At 33.8% G+C, this 15498-nt stretch carries 15 protein-coding genes and 1 tRNA gene; 10 read left to right on the top strand and 6 right to left on the bottom strand.

The window, feature by feature from the left end:
- Positions 1-40: 40 nt before the first annotated feature.
- Both AC0KUU_RS23940 and AC0KUU_RS23935 read right to left on the bottom strand, forming a co-directional pair.
- Positions 41-535, bottom strand: a complete 495-nt coding sequence (locus AC0KUU_RS23940; RefSeq protein WP_322552728.1) for an SMI1/KNR4 family protein — start codon at positions 533-535, stop codon at positions 41-43.
- Between the two features lie 43 nt (positions 536-578).
- The gene (locus AC0KUU_RS23935; protein ID WP_322552727.1) at positions 579-1361 is read right to left on the bottom strand and encodes a ParB N-terminal domain-containing protein; all 783 of its coding nucleotides are present in this window, start codon (positions 1359-1361) and stop codon (positions 579-581) included.
- 160 nt (positions 1362-1521) lie between these two features.
- Here AC0KUU_RS23935 and AC0KUU_RS23930 point away from each other — a divergent pair.
- Positions 1522-1606 (top strand) — tRNA-OTHER (locus tag AC0KUU_RS23930).
- Between the two features lie 66 nt (positions 1607-1672).
- Here the strand turns inward: AC0KUU_RS23930 and AC0KUU_RS23925 are convergent.
- Together AC0KUU_RS23925 and AC0KUU_RS23920 are read right to left on the bottom strand one after the other, a co-directional pair.
- On the bottom strand, positions 1673-2974 hold the full coding sequence (locus AC0KUU_RS23925; protein ID WP_322552726.1) for a replication protein: 1302 nt from the start codon (positions 2972-2974) through the stop codon (positions 1673-1675).
- 482 nt (positions 2975-3456) lie between these two features.
- Complete coding sequence (locus AC0KUU_RS23920; RefSeq protein WP_029321043.1) at positions 3457-4032, bottom strand: MerR family transcriptional regulator; 576 nt, start codon at positions 4030-4032, stop codon at positions 3457-3459.
- Between the two features lie 2012 nt (positions 4033-6044).
- On the opposite strand from AC0KUU_RS23920, the gene AC0KUU_RS23915 reads away from it, so the two are divergent.
- The 8 genes from AC0KUU_RS23915 to AC0KUU_RS23880 all read left to right on the top strand — a co-directional run bounded on the left by AC0KUU_RS23915 (position 6045) and on the right by AC0KUU_RS23880 (position 12129).
- On the top strand, positions 6045-6281 hold the full coding sequence (locus AC0KUU_RS23915; RefSeq protein WP_043981749.1) for a hypothetical protein: 237 nt from the start codon (positions 6045-6047) through the stop codon (positions 6279-6281).
- A gap of 106 nt (positions 6282-6387) precedes the next feature.
- A complete protein-coding gene (locus tag AC0KUU_RS23910) occupies positions 6388-6909 on the top strand; it encodes a DinB family protein (RefSeq protein ID WP_322552725.1) in 522 nt (173 codons plus the stop codon).
- Between the two features lie 847 nt (positions 6910-7756).
- Positions 7757-8212 (top strand): guided entry of tail-anchored proteins factor 1, encoded by a 456-nt coding sequence (locus AC0KUU_RS23905; protein ID WP_473453278.1) that lies wholly within the window; start codon positions 7757-7759, stop codon positions 8210-8212.
- Positions 8213-8326: 114 nt separating this feature from the next.
- Positions 8327-9280, top strand: a complete 954-nt coding sequence (locus AC0KUU_RS23900; RefSeq protein WP_473453312.1) for a toprim domain-containing protein — start codon at positions 8327-8329, stop codon at positions 9278-9280.
- Positions 9273-9938: a restriction endonuclease gene (locus AC0KUU_RS23895; RefSeq protein WP_047751927.1), complete on the top strand. Its 666-nt coding sequence runs from the start codon at positions 9273-9275 to the stop codon at positions 9936-9938. The genes AC0KUU_RS23900 and AC0KUU_RS23895 overlap by 8 nt, the downstream gene beginning before the upstream one ends.
- A 40-nt stretch (positions 9939-9978) precedes the next feature.
- A complete protein-coding gene (locus AC0KUU_RS23890) occupies positions 9979-10806 on the top strand; it encodes a hypothetical protein (RefSeq protein WP_473453275.1) in 828 nt (275 codons plus the stop codon).
- A gap of 437 nt (positions 10807-11243) precedes the next feature.
- Positions 11244-11804, top strand: a complete 561-nt coding sequence (locus AC0KUU_RS23885; protein WP_473453273.1) for a L,D-transpeptidase — start codon at positions 11244-11246, stop codon at positions 11802-11804.
- Positions 11805-11913: 109 nt separating this feature from the next.
- Positions 11914-12129: a hypothetical protein gene (locus tag AC0KUU_RS23880; RefSeq protein WP_473453271.1), complete on the top strand. Its 216-nt coding sequence runs from the start codon at positions 11914-11916 to the stop codon at positions 12127-12129.
- A 722-nt stretch (positions 12130-12851) separates the two neighbouring features.
- Here the strand turns inward: AC0KUU_RS23880 and AC0KUU_RS23875 are convergent.
- The gene (locus AC0KUU_RS23875; RefSeq protein ID WP_473453269.1) at positions 12852-13271 is read right to left on the bottom strand and encodes a cupin domain-containing protein; all 420 of its coding nucleotides are present in this window, start codon (positions 13269-13271) and stop codon (positions 12852-12854) included.
- Positions 13272-13381: 110 nt separating this feature from the next.
- Positions 13382-13852 (bottom strand): NUDIX hydrolase, encoded by a 471-nt coding sequence (locus tag AC0KUU_RS23870; RefSeq protein WP_473453267.1) that lies wholly within the window; start codon positions 13850-13852, stop codon positions 13382-13384.
- A gap of 289 nt (positions 13853-14141) precedes the next feature.
- Between AC0KUU_RS23870 and AC0KUU_RS23865 the strand changes: the two genes are divergently transcribed.
- Positions 14142-15425, top strand: a complete 1284-nt coding sequence (locus tag AC0KUU_RS23865) for an NAD(P)H-dependent oxidoreductase (protein ID WP_473453265.1) — start codon at positions 14142-14144, stop codon at positions 15423-15425.
- Positions 15426-15498: the final 73 nt, after the last annotated feature.

Genomic DNA, 15498 nt, shown 5'->3' with positions numbered 1-15498 from the left:
AAAATGAGTAGATGATCTCATTGCAAAATAGCATTTTCTGCTATTTCGTATCCTTAGATAATAACATACTCAAAAACTCTTGAAAGTTCTCAGCCACTTTTGATGTAGCTGGATCACACTCATATGATTCTTCGTAATCTAGAAAATCAACAGACGGATTGTTTTTATCATAGTGAAAGTTTAAACATAAGTAATCTCCCCATGCTAGCTTCGCAATTGGAATTAATTCAGATCCGATAAGGTCTTCATCATAAAAATTCCGTCCTTGTTCTCCTAAGGAAGTTTCGCAGCAACCAATATCATACACACCATAAGGATACTCACTAAAGTTTTTAATAATGCCTAAAAAACGTTCAATTTGACACCTCTTATTGATGGCTGTTAGTGGTGTAGAATCTATTACTGTACATTCGTTATATTGTTTCAAGAATTCTTTATACGCATTGGACAATTGGATGCGAAAAGAAGCTTCTATTTTTGCAATGTCATGATCCTCTGGCAATGGATAAATGATGCTTTCCTTCACCAATCTCATTGTTATCAGTCTCCTTGCAATAGGCCATCTTCAAGGAAATACATTATGACTTTTGGTATTCATACATAACCGGAACTTTATCCATTTTAACGGTTTTGGCTACAACATAACGACGATAACCGTCTTTTAAGACATTCGATCCTTTTTCAATCGTCAATGGCTCATCTAAGCGTCCTGTGCGTTTCACAAAATCAATGACCTTTTGGGTTTTTTCAGCATTTGGACGTGTCTTTAAGAATTCTTCAGGTACGATAATGTCATCAAAGTTCAACAAATCCTGTGTCCCTTTAGGTTGGTTCGGTAGTGTATTCTTTTTAGGCTCAGCCTTCTTCGCTTCTGTATGCTCTTGCTTTACTTCTGGCTGAACAGCTTTTGTTTCCTTCTTTTCTTCTTTTGGTGCAGGTTGAGAAGTAGCTACCGGTTTTTCTTCCTGTTTGGTAGCAGCAACTTCTTGTTGCGCTGCAGAAGCCTCTTGTTTGGTCTCTTTTTTATCGTTTGATTCATTGCCTTCTTTGTCTTTCTTATTCGGGAGAACGGTAATCTGGAAGCAGATTACGCCTACTTCACCAGGGCATTCATCAATCGGAATGTCTAATGTTGGTTCTCCTTGAATTAAGATTTTTTCCTGCATAATACTTTTTTTCGTGAGACCTGTTTTGTTAAAAGCTTTCTTTGCAACAAATACCGTGTACGAAATAAACGTACTCTTTTTCAAGCCTTTAGGCGCAGATGGTGACCCTTTTTCACGCATATCAAAGGCAACATAGCGATCGTATTCTCGTAGTGGTCCTGTGGCTGATCCAGTTAACGTAATTTTATGTGGCATAATGTTCTCCTCCTGCGTAGATATAGATTTATTTATTACTTAGAACAGTGTTCTAAGTAAACATATCCTACTAATAATTCAGCTTATAAGGGATTTCTTTACTTTTTACATTTTCTCCTATCGTACATATAAACAGAGACAACGCGCATACTTTGAGTATGGACTTGTAGCTCAATGGCAGAGCAGCCAGTCGTATTACCCTATACAACTTCGGCTTCTTGCGGGTTCAAATCCTGCCAAGTCCTTTCTTAAAACACTGAATACGTTAAAAATAATGAAATTCCTTGCTATGCTTTAACTATTTTTAAACATTAAGAAGCTGGTTCCTTTAATTTAGCATGTTGATGCAATAATCCTTGCTCCTCAGATGTTAATGCTTGTCCTAACTCTTGTTTCAGTTCCGCCATTTCTAATGAACTGTACGTAGAGCAGTGTTCTTGCAGCAAGCATTCCTCTTCTGGTGTAAGTTCTTGCCCTAAGTCTTGCTTTAATTGAATCGTTTCAAGCTGTTGTTCTAAAGATATTTCTACTTTTTTTGTACCCTTCTCTTGATCCTGCTCAGCCTTTAACCAATTAGGAACTATTTCTTTACGGATAATATGTTTTGGTATAAACAATTTTGTTGATGAAGCTTCTTTATGTATAACTTCCTCATGAGTTGGATATACTGATGAATAATCCTGGTTTTTAGGATCCACCAACTGATAGAATTGGTTTTTCGCAATTTTATAGAGTAATTGGCACATATTATCTAAGGACAAAGATTTGCCTTTATGATTAGCTTCATGTACATATTTGTCTAACCCAATAATCGATGTATACGCAATTTCATGTACTTGGCCTTTGGTAATATCAATCTCTGTATCTCGTTTAACCGTTTTTGCAGCATTTTGAATGCGAGCATAAAAGTCTTTTAATTGATGACTATACTTACCTGCGTAGACTTGATTGACTTTCTTAGGAACACCTTTGATATAGGTAAATGACTGTGAAGCAGACATTAAATGATTATTTATATGATTTACAGGTAAATCAAGGTTAATAAAGGCACCAGGTGATTTATCAGTCTTTAAGCTTGGTGTATCAACGTTTTCCGCACTTTCTGGATACATCACAGGAAGCGTCACAGGAGTTGTCATTTCTTCTTGTTGGACCGTTTGTATACCTGTTGTATCATGGGCAAAAAAGATTTCGTCGCAAATCCGATTAAAGTTCTTATGACTTTTAAGAATAAATACATAGCTATCAGGGTGAGTACCTGTTGCATCCTCTTTAATGTAACGTGCTACAAGTATAAAAGGTGTCGCTTTTAACGAACGTACAAAACGAGAAACCGTACTTTTAGAAACTTTAAATTTCTTCATGAGTGTTTCAGAACGAATGGCTTGAATGCCTGTAGCCACTAGGTTATAGATGACATGATCGAGCATTTCCATTCTTTTTTTAGGAAATTCTTTATGTATAGCTGATTGGTTCTGTTTGTAATGAGTACGAATAATTTCTAAAAACTCTTCTTTCTTTTTCCGAAGTGTGGATTTGTTCTTCCATAACCACTTAAACCGTCCGTTGAAGGTGTCTACATCTTTTAAATAGCAGGTCAATATTTTTGTCATTTGTTCATTATCTCCTTTAAGGAACAAAAAAAGACACTGTTTCCCTGGAAAAAGGAAAACAATGTCGTGATTTTGATGAACTAAGCCCTTGAAATAGATAGCTATTTCATATAAAATAAAACCATAAGTTTTATTTTATAAAAAAACTAACTCTATTAACAAGAGACTTCGACAAGTGTTTTCCCTACTGTAACTAGGGGGAACGGTTTAAGAGTGCTACCAACACGTCTTAAACAGTTGAAGTCTTTTTTCTATTCCGGTCATTTTTGTTAGTTTTATTATAGCGTTAATTAATCTCATAATTCAATAAGAATTAGTAATATATCTCAAAAGATTTAGTTTTGCGTCTTTTATGAGGTGAAAATCCTATCTATATTCAAATGAATTTATTGTTGAAGGTATTAAGAGAACTTTCTCTGACAACTGCTACAAAAATAATAAAACAGCTTCTAATTACTAACCAGTAATTAGAAGCTGTTTTATTATTTTGTGAACATTCTTTTCCATATACTTTTTCCTTGTTCTTTTTGAATTTCGGTCATAGCTGAATGGATAGAATCTAGTTTTTTAAGTAATTGGTCATTCACTTCTTTTAAACGCTGATTGTCTTGTTCAAGTTTATTCATCTGTTCTTTTATCTCTATAACATCTTTTTTTTCTGCCAAATTTTCAGATGGAAGCGTTAGTTGTTCTTTCTTTTCCATTTTTTTATCCATTTCTTCTATTTTTTTAGCAAGCAATAAAAACGCTTCTTTAAAGGAGTTTTCGTTTGTATCTTCTTCCTCTAAATCCTTGTTAATAATTTTTGTTTGTTCTTCGCTCATTAAATTTGCTTTAATTAATTCTTCACGAATCATTTCATTCGGTGCATGTTTTCCGAATTTTTCCTTTAGTTCAATAATCTTCTCAATTTTTTTATCTTCATCAGTAAATATGTATCTTATTCTTCCAATTCTTTTATGTCGTACTAACCCTACTTCGCACCAGTCCCGTAACTGATGATTTTCTATATTAAATTTTCTAGCAACTTCTGAAATAACCATTGTTTCTTCGCTCATAATTGTACCTCCCTCACAAACGAATTAACCTAACTTAGTTAGTATTTTCTTATATGAAATATTTTTAATAACTCAATTAAGTCTAACTTAATTGGTCCTGACTAATTAATTACTACTTCTTTTAAAGCTTGTCTTTATTATTTTAGCAGATTTCACACTTAACTGAATTAGATTTATTATATTTTACGTTATGCAGTTCAATTAAATTTGAACTGAGTCCTTCAAAAAACTACAAATCCATTATAGTTTTTTAAAATATTACAATAAGTTTAATTAAAATGCAATTAAGTTCAACTAATTGTAACTTAATTGCATTTTAATTAAACTGCTACTTATTTATATTCGATTTAGTTTAACTTATTTCATTTTAAGTTAAACTAAATTAAGGTTGTGTGCAAGGGGGTGATTTTAAGTTAATCTTAAGTTAAACTATCAAGTTTAAATCAATAATTTGGAAACAAAAAAGTTATGTGTTAAGTTATTTTTCTCATTTGATCCTCGATAGATTGAGGAGTTTAATAGCTGAGACTACTGTCGATTCTGTTTAGATAATACACTTCTTCTGTAATATGGTGTGAAACATATCTATGGAGGTATTATCATAAAAGCAGTCTTTTTAGCTAAAAAGATGCTTTATCTCTTATTTGTGGACATGCTGAGTGAACTCATCGCTTATTTATTGTAAATCGAAATCGTTACAAATAGGTAGACCCTTTCAGGGGCTTGGATAGTGTAAGCTTTTTGAAGTGCTTCAATGATTAATTCTGATGTGATTAAACGAGAAAAAATAGCACACAATTCCTTTAATGTGAATTTAATGAAGATGCTAAACAGAACCAACCGCCTCGTATCATAGGACATACTTAATTTCAGGCACCCATTGTCTAGAGAGATTTAATAAATTTTTGAAACGCTAGAATGTGTTTTGCTTTTTCGTCAATATGACCATAGCCTCTTTTTTGAATATCTATCTCTTATTTTAACCAGAGTTTTTTTGGAGAATCTTAGCTAATTCTCTAGGTATTAGAGAGCCTTGCTCTGCATTAAAAGATGTTAATACATTCACGCAGTTATAAATCGTTACTTCTGATCACTATATTCGCTGCTTGATTATTTAACCAAGTTTTTAGCATAGTATAAATACATAATCGATTTTTTAAGTCATCATTTTATTTTCTCCAGTAGTCATAACTAATCCAGACTCAATTGAGTCTGGATTAGTTATCTTATTTGAATGAATATTAATTTGGCAGAGTCAGTTTTTACTGGAAGATTTAGTCTATGTATACCTAATTGAAATTAATTTAAATCAATTAATTACTAATTGGGTATAAAAAATATAGATTCGACAGCTTTTAATAAGAGAAGTTGATATGCTCTATTTTAATTAAATTAAACTTCTTTTCTATTGAGTTAATTTTAATTCATTTTAGTCTAAATTAGTGATAATTAACTTGGTTTTTTTGAAATTAGAGTTGGATTCTTGTAAAAGAAAAAAGAAAATCTAATTGTTTAGTTACATATTCGAGTGATAATAAAATCTTAAAAGGTTATTTAGTGAATTAATGAAAAGTTTTTAATTTAAAAAGTACATGTCTTTAATTTTTATCAAAAGAATAGAGAAACAGAAACAAGGATATAAAAGATTCACTTTGATGCTAAAAGCAACCTGCTTCATGAATATAAGCAGAAAATTTTACGTGAAAAGATGAAAAAAATGAATGAAAAGCAACAAGATTTAGCCATGAAGTGAAAAAACACATGTTAACAGTAGGTCAACATGTGTTTTTTTGAGGTTCACAGTAGGTTCACATCACTGATTTTTTATGTTAACAGTAGGTTCACTTGGCAGGGTTTAGGTCAACAGTAGGTTCACATTCAACAGGTTTTCTTGTACCCACGGTTTCGCTAGGCTCTGCCTAGCCCCACACCTATGGTGGGGGCAAAAACCCCTTATGCTCTTCTCTCTTTTGTAGTGGGGAACCACACTTTACAGGAAAGGAACGAATGTCATGGATATGTTTTTACGAAATATTGATCCAATTGCCGTTAAAAAAATAGATGAAATCGCAAAAGAAAAAAAGATTTCTCGTCAGGAATTCTTAAAAGCTCAAATTGAAACACTAGCTGTTTTTCAAGAACAATCTTTTACTTTTCAAGACTGTATGGAAGTGGGCAGTCAAATGCAATTCCAAAAACGTACAGGTATCATCAAAAAGAAAAAAGAAGAACAGGAACTCGAAAGGTAAGGGAGCGTAAAGAGCTCTCTTTTTTATTAATGTTGGCTGTTCTCGTTTGCGGTACAATGAACAATATAATATAAGTGGGAATATTCAAATAAAAGGAGTAGAGAGTATGGAAAACCAAGAGTATGAATGGGTAAAGCAAACACGTCAAATCTTATTAGCACAATGTAAAGAGTTAAATGAAGATGATTTTACAAAAGAACTAGGATTTGGTTCTCAGAGTGTAAGAGATTCTTTGATTCATATTGCAGGTTGCTATCATGCTTGGCTGGGGTCTTTTGTTCTTCTACGAACGAAATCGCCTCTTTTACCAAAAGAAGTAATTAATAATATGCAGATAAGTGATATTCAACTTTATTTTAAACAAGCAGATGCATATGTGGATGCTGTATTCCAACAATTTAGAGATAATTTCGATGACATTATTGAAGGGGAACTTGCTTGGAGACCAGAGGTTAATAGTATAAGAAAGACTCCTCGACAATTGCTCATGCATGCAATTACACATGAGTTCCACCATAAGGGACAAATTGTAGCCATGTTACGTTTATTAGGTCATATCCCTAAACATACAGACATAATTGGTCTACCTGACAAGGAAGTTGGATCAGATGCTTCAAGTAAGGAATAAGGGAGTTAGTTAAAGGTTCCACTTTTGAAAGTAACAAACTTTATCGATCATCTAAATTTAACTTAATAAAATTAAATGTAAAAAAGCAGAGGTTGTTTATTCCTCTGCTTTTTCTCATGCAACTTGGAATTTATTTATTATCTAAATACTAATTACTTGGGGGAATAATGATGAAAAAAATTACGTCTCTTTCAAATGACCAATTTAAAACGATTGTTTCCGATAAACGAGAATTAAAGAAGTTTATGAAGCACCCACACAATGAAAAAATCGAGGCAGATTGGGCGAACATTAGTGAGAAACAGCTCCAAGACATTCCTTCTGGTGCTGTTTACTTAACACAATCAGCTCTAGGAGAGGAAAAACTGCAAGTTTTACTTGTTTCTACGGATGAAAAAGGGCAAAAACAAGCCTATAAAAGTGAAGCAACAGTTGATTTTTTGAGAGGTCATGATGTGAATCTTGTTTTAGAGAAAGATCGAGAAACGCAGCTTAAAACAAGCTATCTTACATTTTTACAAGCTCATGAAAAAGAAAAGCCTCAAGATATTGATAGTATGTTAGCCCATGTGAACGAAGAAAACGATTATGTGATGTTGAAATCCAGTGCTTTAAAGGAAAAACAGTTCACCCCTAACCAATTGAAAGGAATGGAAAATGAACTTTCTCATCAGTTTCAAGCACGAAAACAAGCACAAGAAAAGGAGCAATATCAAGAAGATTACAAACAAGAAGTACTAGAAGTTATGCAGCAGCCTAGTGAAGAAACACAGTATAAGCAGCTATTTAAACAAAGCTTGNGAAGGACCGATATCAAGAAGATTACAAACAAGAAGTACTAGAAGTTATGCAGCAGCCTAGTGAAGAAACACAGTATAAGCAGCTATTTAAACAAAGCTTGTTAGCCCAATTAGGCATATCAGATGAAAAAGATTCTTCTAAAGAAGAAAAAAAGGAAGCTGAATCTGAAAAAGCTCCTGTCGAAAAGCAGCTCAAGCAAGAAACACCTCAAGAGAGAGACCAGCGTTTGGCCAAAATGAAGGAGTTTGAACAAAAGCATTCCTTTGATAAGGTGTACAAATTGAAAAAAGAGGTGCTGCAGGAATTAAAAGAGCTGAATTTGACTGATTCTCAACGTGAGAAGTTAACGAAGCTCGAAAAGGCTTTGGACACAGAGAAAAAGGATCACGACAAGCAGAAAAAAGAAGAGAAATCACAAAATGGATTTACAAAGTTTTTTGCACGGAACAGTGGAGCATTTTCTTCAAAGAAACGGGACCAGACACAAGAAATGGAACGTTAAAAAAAGCAAAAGTGTAGACAGAATGGGAGGGCTGAAAAGCCCTCTTTTTTCATAGGGTGAAAGAGAAGGAGGGATTAGGTGGGAGAACGAAAACACGTCAATGAGGGGGAAATCATGAAAGCACGAGATGTTGATTTGTTGTCGTATCTGGAAGCCAAAGGCGAAACCTTTATAAAAGAAGGAAAGTACTATCGTCACACGGAACATGATAGCTTACTTATTAAAGGAAATATGTACGCTTGGAACAGCCGGAATGAAACAGGGTATGGAGCGATCAGTTTTGCTCGAATGTATTATGGGATGTCGTTTCCCCAAGCCGTATTAGATATCAACAAAGGCGATTATAAAGAGCTTTCTCAGTCGCATGAACAACCGTCGGTTTCACCATCAAAAGAGCCTTTTCGCTATCCAAAAGAGTTAGAAGTAAAGGATCAAAGCAAAATAAAGGATTATCTCATAAAAGAACGTAAAATAGATTCTCGGTTGGTTGACTGGCTTCTTCAAAAAGATTTAATCGCCCAGGACAAACGGAACAATGTGGTGTTTAAGTGGCGTGAACATGGAGGTAAAGGAAAGGTAATTGGGGCGGATCGGCAAGGCACAGCTTCTATAAGTAATAAGCGTGGTTCCTTTAAACAAGTCTTACCAAACGATAACCCACATACAGGCTTTTCAGTTGACGTTGGTCGCCCAAATAAAATTCATTTTTTTGAAAGTCCAATTGATTTGCTTTCTTATTGGAGTATTCAGGAGAATAGCCTACAAAATACACGACTCATTAGTATGAATGGCTTAAAGCCTAAAACTGTTGCACAGTCTTATATCGAAGCTCGAAAAGAAGGCTTAGGTATCAAAGAAATGGTGTTAGCTGTCGATAATGACCAAGGGGGAAAAGAATTTATTGACAAAATGAACCAAATCGTTAATGCTGATTTAATAAGAGCAGATATTCCAAAGGGAGCGAAAGATTGGAACGAAGAATTAAAGAAGAATGGAAAAAGCATTCAACCTGTGGCATCACGTCTCCGGAATAAACAAACTGAACAGGAGCTTTCAATGAATGGATAAAGTGTTTCAAGGTGTATTTTACCTCTTTCTTATCATGATTTTAGTGAAACTTTCTCAATTTGCTTACCGTGTCCTTCGTGAACGGAGGTATATGAAAGAGTTAGCCCAATCGGGTATGCCCTATATTGATAAAATGGATGGTTATCAGTTTGAAATATATTTGCAGGCCCTTTTCCAACAGTTAGGATATAAACCTCAAGTAACCAAAAAGTCTGGTGACTTTGGGGCTGATTTAGTGATGAAAGGCAAAGAAAAAATTGTCATTCAAGCTAAACGATATGGAATCAAAAATCGGGTCAGTATTTCAGCTGTACAAGAAGTGTATGGGGCAAAAGCGTATTATAAAGCGAATCAGGCGTGGGTTGTGACCAATAGTTATTTTACGAAACAAGCGAAAGAGCTTGCAGCTGCATGTGATGTGACTTTATTGGATCGGGCGGATCTTCAAAAGTTTATTAACGAAGTCAATCCCGTTTTTAAGGCAAGGGAAATCTTTGAAAATATCACACCAGAACCTCGTAAATGTCCAAAGTGTGGGCAAGATCTAGTCGTACGAGATGGGAATGGTACTCGCTTTTTTGGTTGTTCCTCTTTCCCTTCTTGTCGTCATACAGAAAAAATTAATAAGGAAGTAAGTAAGAGCAGACCTTCAGTATAGTAAGGTCTGTTTTTTCTTGCTCTAAAAAGGAGCTGATGTTGTGAGTTCATATAATCTTTATAAAACGTTGTGTGATGTAATCGATCAAGCTTATCCTTTGGAAAGGTATCCAGACAATAAATTCAAGAACTTTTTTATTGATATTAAAGTAAAAGAAATGAAGTCTATTCATGGACGATATTATCCGCACAATAGAAAAATAGAAATATTTAATCTTTCAAGGCCAAATGGGCATACCATTGCTACAACGCTTCATGAAGTAGCGCATCATATAGACCATTGTTTGCGTAAAAAAAGTGACCACTCAAAGACGTTTTATGAGATTTTTCATCCATTACTTGTAACAGCTATTGGAATGGGGGTTATATCAAAACAGGATATCTTAACAGCACGTGATAATACAGATAAGAAATGGCTAGAAAAGTATTTTGGTGACATCGAGGAATGGGATATTTCAACTTTAGATTATAAGCAAGATTCCTACTTTATCAAAGTGTATCAGTCCTTTTCTATTAAAGATAAACTGAAAAATCGGGGCTATAAATATAGCTCCTTAGATCAAGCTTGGGTGAAGGAAATGAGTGTTTCTGAAGCTGAAGAAGAAAAACAGGTTGTATCTCAATGGATTGAAGAAAAGAATATTAAAATTGAGCAGGCCAATACAATCAAAATCGAGTCTTATTATTATTTATGTGTGTCCAATTGTTACGATCATAAAGCCTACTTAAAAGAAAACGGCTTTATGTGGAACGGTTATGGAATGAAGAAGGCTTGGGTTAAAAAGATTCCTTCTCAATCCTTAAAATCAGAAGAAGCAAAACTTCTTAAGTTGCCTAATATTAAAGTATCTGTAGCAGCAAAGAAATGATTCTTTTTCTAGGTGCTGATATTTGCATCGAATGAGCAGTTATACGCAAAACAAAAGTTAATTTCGTCAGAGAACGTTTCTCTGCAAGGAGTAGAACTGAAATAATGCCTAATAGAGAATAAAAACAGGGGGATTTCAAATAATATTAATAATTCATAAATAATGGAGGTCGTCTATGCGTTCAAATAATAATTTTGTGGCACTACTGTTCTTCTCTATTTTGGGTATGGTTGCTACCATTGTTTTTAGCAGTGTTATTATTTCTCAGAATAACCGTCTATTAAGGGAAAGAAAACAAAGATAAAAAGAGGTCAATTTGTTGTAATGCAAAGCTGGCCTCTTTATTTATTAAATAATCGTTATGATAAGCATCTTTCCATTTGGAAGGTGCTTTTTTCAATTTATATAAACATATAACAAAGAGGAGAGATATTTTTATGAAAAACATCTTTATGAAATCGATGACCGTTCTTACATTATTAATGGTCGCATTATGTGGAGTAAATCAGGGGAAAACAGAAGCAGCAAGTAAGCCAGCGAATCAGGATTTAATCATCATTAACAAATACTACAATAAGCTTGCGTATTTTCATAATGGCTATATCGAAATCGTTGATCCAGTAGCAACGGGAAAAACGTGGGACAAAACACCAGTTGGCTTTTTTAAAGTCGTGAATAAGATTAAAAACCGTTCTTATTATACAGGACATATTCCTGGGGGCGATCCTCGCAATCCGTTAGGAAAACGTTGGTTAGGATTAAATGCAAATGGTACGTATGGCGATATATACGGCATTCACGGTAATAACAATGAAAGCAGCATTGGAAAATATGTGAGCCAAGGTTGCGTGAGAATGCATAATGCAGACATCGAAAAGCTTTATGATAAAGTCCAAGTAGGTACACCTGTTGCGATTACTTATTCTTATAAGAGCTTTGTTGATCTTACAAGTGTATACGGATATAAATTTAAAGGTTACAAGTTAAAAAGCAATTAATGACTAAGCAGCATTCTGTTATTACGGGATGCTGTTTTTTCTTTGTCTTCTTTCCATATAGCCCTTATCATAGAAATATATGAAAAATATGGTGAAGGAGGATATGATTATGCGAGCAAAAATCGAAAAAGCTAGACATGTGGTCATGTTTAAAGCCACTGGGGAGTTTTATGCGCATGAGATCAATCAAGATAAAATAAGAATGGGTTTTTTTATCTGTCCTTCGTGTGAAGTCAGAGTATATTATAAACACGATCATTTCTTTTCCCGTGAACATAAACGAACTTGTGTCTATGTAAAAGAACAGTTTAAGCAAAAAGCTTAAAAGACAATTGAATGATATAAAATCCTAGTTAACATAATCAACTTCATAAAAAAATATAGAAAAAGAGAAGATTATTTTCTTAATCTTCTCTTTTTCTATATTTAGAATTTTCTTCCTTGTAAATGAAATTTATCATTAGACAAAATACTGCTAGAAGCCAACCTAGAATAGGAGAATAAATAAAAATATTTGTTAGTAACAATCCTCCACAAATAAAAATCACTGAAAACATTAATAAAAAAATATTTGTATTCTCAGTTTTATTCATATAAAACACCTCTCTAATTAATCAACAAAGTCAAAAAATAAAACCTTTTGGAAACGTTCATAGTCCGTAATGTTTTCAAACTAAAAAAGGACATTTTTTTTATGCCCTGTTCCCTTGTATTAGCCCCGCCTACGCTAAATACTATGACAGCCACTCACGCCATCCAACCTACTTTCAGTATAAGTGAAAGCGATTACAAAGTAAAGTAATTATTATAAATATTCTGTCGATTGATCTTAAAGAATAATCTACCTTTGGCAACAAATAAGGTAGATTGTTCTTTTTTATAAAGATGATAAACAATCTTAGTTAACATAGTGCCTAGGTCCGTAGGATAAAAAAGGAGAACCCTTATGGCTAAAGGGTTCTGATGAGGCCATCTTTTCTTCTTTATGCAGCTTTTATACATGTGCTCGGCCCTATAAGAATAGTCCTTATGCAAAAATTTACTATATTATTTACCTTCTAACCATTTTTCAACTTTATCTGTTGTCTCAATTATTTGTTTGTCATTACCTGGAGGTGTTTTAATAAATAGAATTTCTGTACCTGGTTGTGATCGTTGGGCATACTTAATGCCAGGAGGAGTCACATAAAAGTCTCCTTGATGGAAAGTATACTCTTGTCTGGTTTCTACATCCATATATTCTGTTGTACCTTTAACTATATATTGGTACTCATAAGCTTGAGTATGGTAGTGAGGTGATTCACTTTGAAAATCAGTATATGAAGTAATACCAATTTCTAACTTATCATCCTCTATATGATTCAGTACTTGAGGAAGCGATAAATTCCCTACCAAGTACTGCCTCGAATTATTTTTCAATGAATGTTGAATTTGCTCATTACAAATACTAAATATTTGTTTCTTCATTTCATTTCTCCTTTGTAAAGAAATTTTCTTTGATAAATGTTTTAGTTATAAACTATTGTGACTAAATCTCCCTTTGTTAATTAGGTTTCGACCAATCGATGTTACTTAATTTATCTTATAAAAGCTTCACTTTTCCCCGTTAAGGCATCTCGGATTCTTATTTTCTGGGTTATATGCATATCTATCTTATCTAATTCACTTATAGGAACAAATTCTACTCTTTTTGATTCGTGGCTAATTGCCAATGAACCATCCTTTATTTCACCTAAAAAGCAAATTGAAAATTGTTGTCGCACTTCTCCATCCCCATAAGCTATAACATGATTAGGATCACTATATACTCCCAATAATTTTTGTATCTCTATATCAAAACCTGTTTCTTCTTTTACCTCTCGTTTTATTGCTATTTCCACAGTTTCACCTGGTTCCATAGTACCCCCAGGTAAAGACCATTTTCCATTGTCCATTCGTTCTTGAAGAAGGATTTCCTTTTCTTTATGAAATATGACAGCTGAAACCGCAGGAACAATAACGTGTGGTTTTGGAGCATGTTCCTCATAATAATAATCTTTTCTGTTCATCCTTTTATCATCCTTTTCTTTTATTTAATTTAAATTTTTTGTTGACAACGTTTCCATTTCATTTTATTATAAACACATAGAAATTAACAAATGTTATACACCGTAGCAAATGTTACAAAAAACAGATAAATGTTATTTCAAAAAACATTTGTTAATTAAAAGTTAAAAATGTTAAACGGTATAATTAATGTTAATTTTTAGAAAAATTAGATTTGTAAGCGTTTAATAGTTTTTGTTTTCAGAAAAGTGTTTTATTAAAAATAAGAATCATATAAGGGAGATGGAATAGATGTCAATTTATCAACAACTTTTAGAAAGAGAACGTGCAAACGAGCCAATTAAAGTAGGGGTTATTGGTGCCGGACAGATGGGATTTGGAATGATCGGTCAAATCTCTCGTATTCCTGGTATGAGTGTAACTGGGATTAGTGATATAAATGTTGAGGCAGCACAAAGAGCTGCCGATTACTATAATGCACAGGCAGATAAAAAAGAATCAATTATTGTATCTAATGATTTTCGTCAAGTGATTCAATCTCAGAATGTTGAGGTAATTGTTGATGCTACAGGTGTTCCAGAAGTAGGGGCAAATATTTCTCTTGAGGCGTTCAGATCTAAGAAACATCTTGTTTTATTAAATGTTGAAGTAGACATCACAATCGGGCCAGTAATGCATCAAATGTTTAAGAATGCTGGACTAGTTTACACAGGTTCAGCAGGTGATGAGCCTGCAGCAACTCTTGAGTTATTTGAATTTGCAAAAACGATGGGGATGGAAGTATTAGTTGCTGGTAAAGGTAAAAATAATAAACTAAATGTCACAGCAAACCCTTCTACTGCACAAGAAGAGGCAGATAAGAAAAAAATGTCTTCTCATATGCTTGCTGCTTTCCAAGATGGTACTAAGACAATGGCTGAGATGAATTTATTATCTAACGCTATTGGATTTGTACCAGATGTAGTTGGAATGCACGGAATTGCTGGAGATCTTGATTCAGTTATTGGAGATTTGGATGTTAAAGAAAATGGTGGAGTGTTAAATAAATTTGGTGTAGTTGAATATGTAGATGGCCTTGCACCTGGAGTATTTGTTATTGTAAAAGGTCAAAATGAAGCTGTAGCACATGAGCTAAATTATTTGTTGAAAAAGGGCGAAAGAGACCATCATATTTTATATCGCCCATATCATCTCGCTAGTCTAGAAACACCAATTACTATTGCAAAAGCTGTTTTACAACATGACTCTTCAATTCACCCAATTGGTGCACCAGTTTCTGAAACGGTAACTGTTGCAAAACGTGATATTAAAGCTGGTGAAACGTTAGATGGTATTGGAGGCTATTGTGTACGTGGTGTTCTTGAAACACATCAGGATATGAAACAAAATGGTCATATTCCAATTGGTTTAATTAGTGGTAAAGTTGTAGCGAAAAAAGATATTCGCCAAGGTCAATTCCTAACAACGGAAGACGTAGAGTTAGATCCTACAACGACTGTATGGAAGTTAAGATCACTACAAGATCATTTATTCCCTACAACAGCACCTAAGAGTGAAATTTTAACCACTATTTAAGTTCCAAAGTGTGCAGCAAACCTTTATTAGAGAATGGACTTTGCTGCACCTTTTTTCTAAGTAAAGGGACTTA

It is taken from the genome of Priestia sp. ST2, assembly GCF_055810735.1.
The sequence above is the reverse complement of the archived record's forward strand: the minus strand, read 5'-3'. Positions and strand labels throughout refer to the sequence as shown.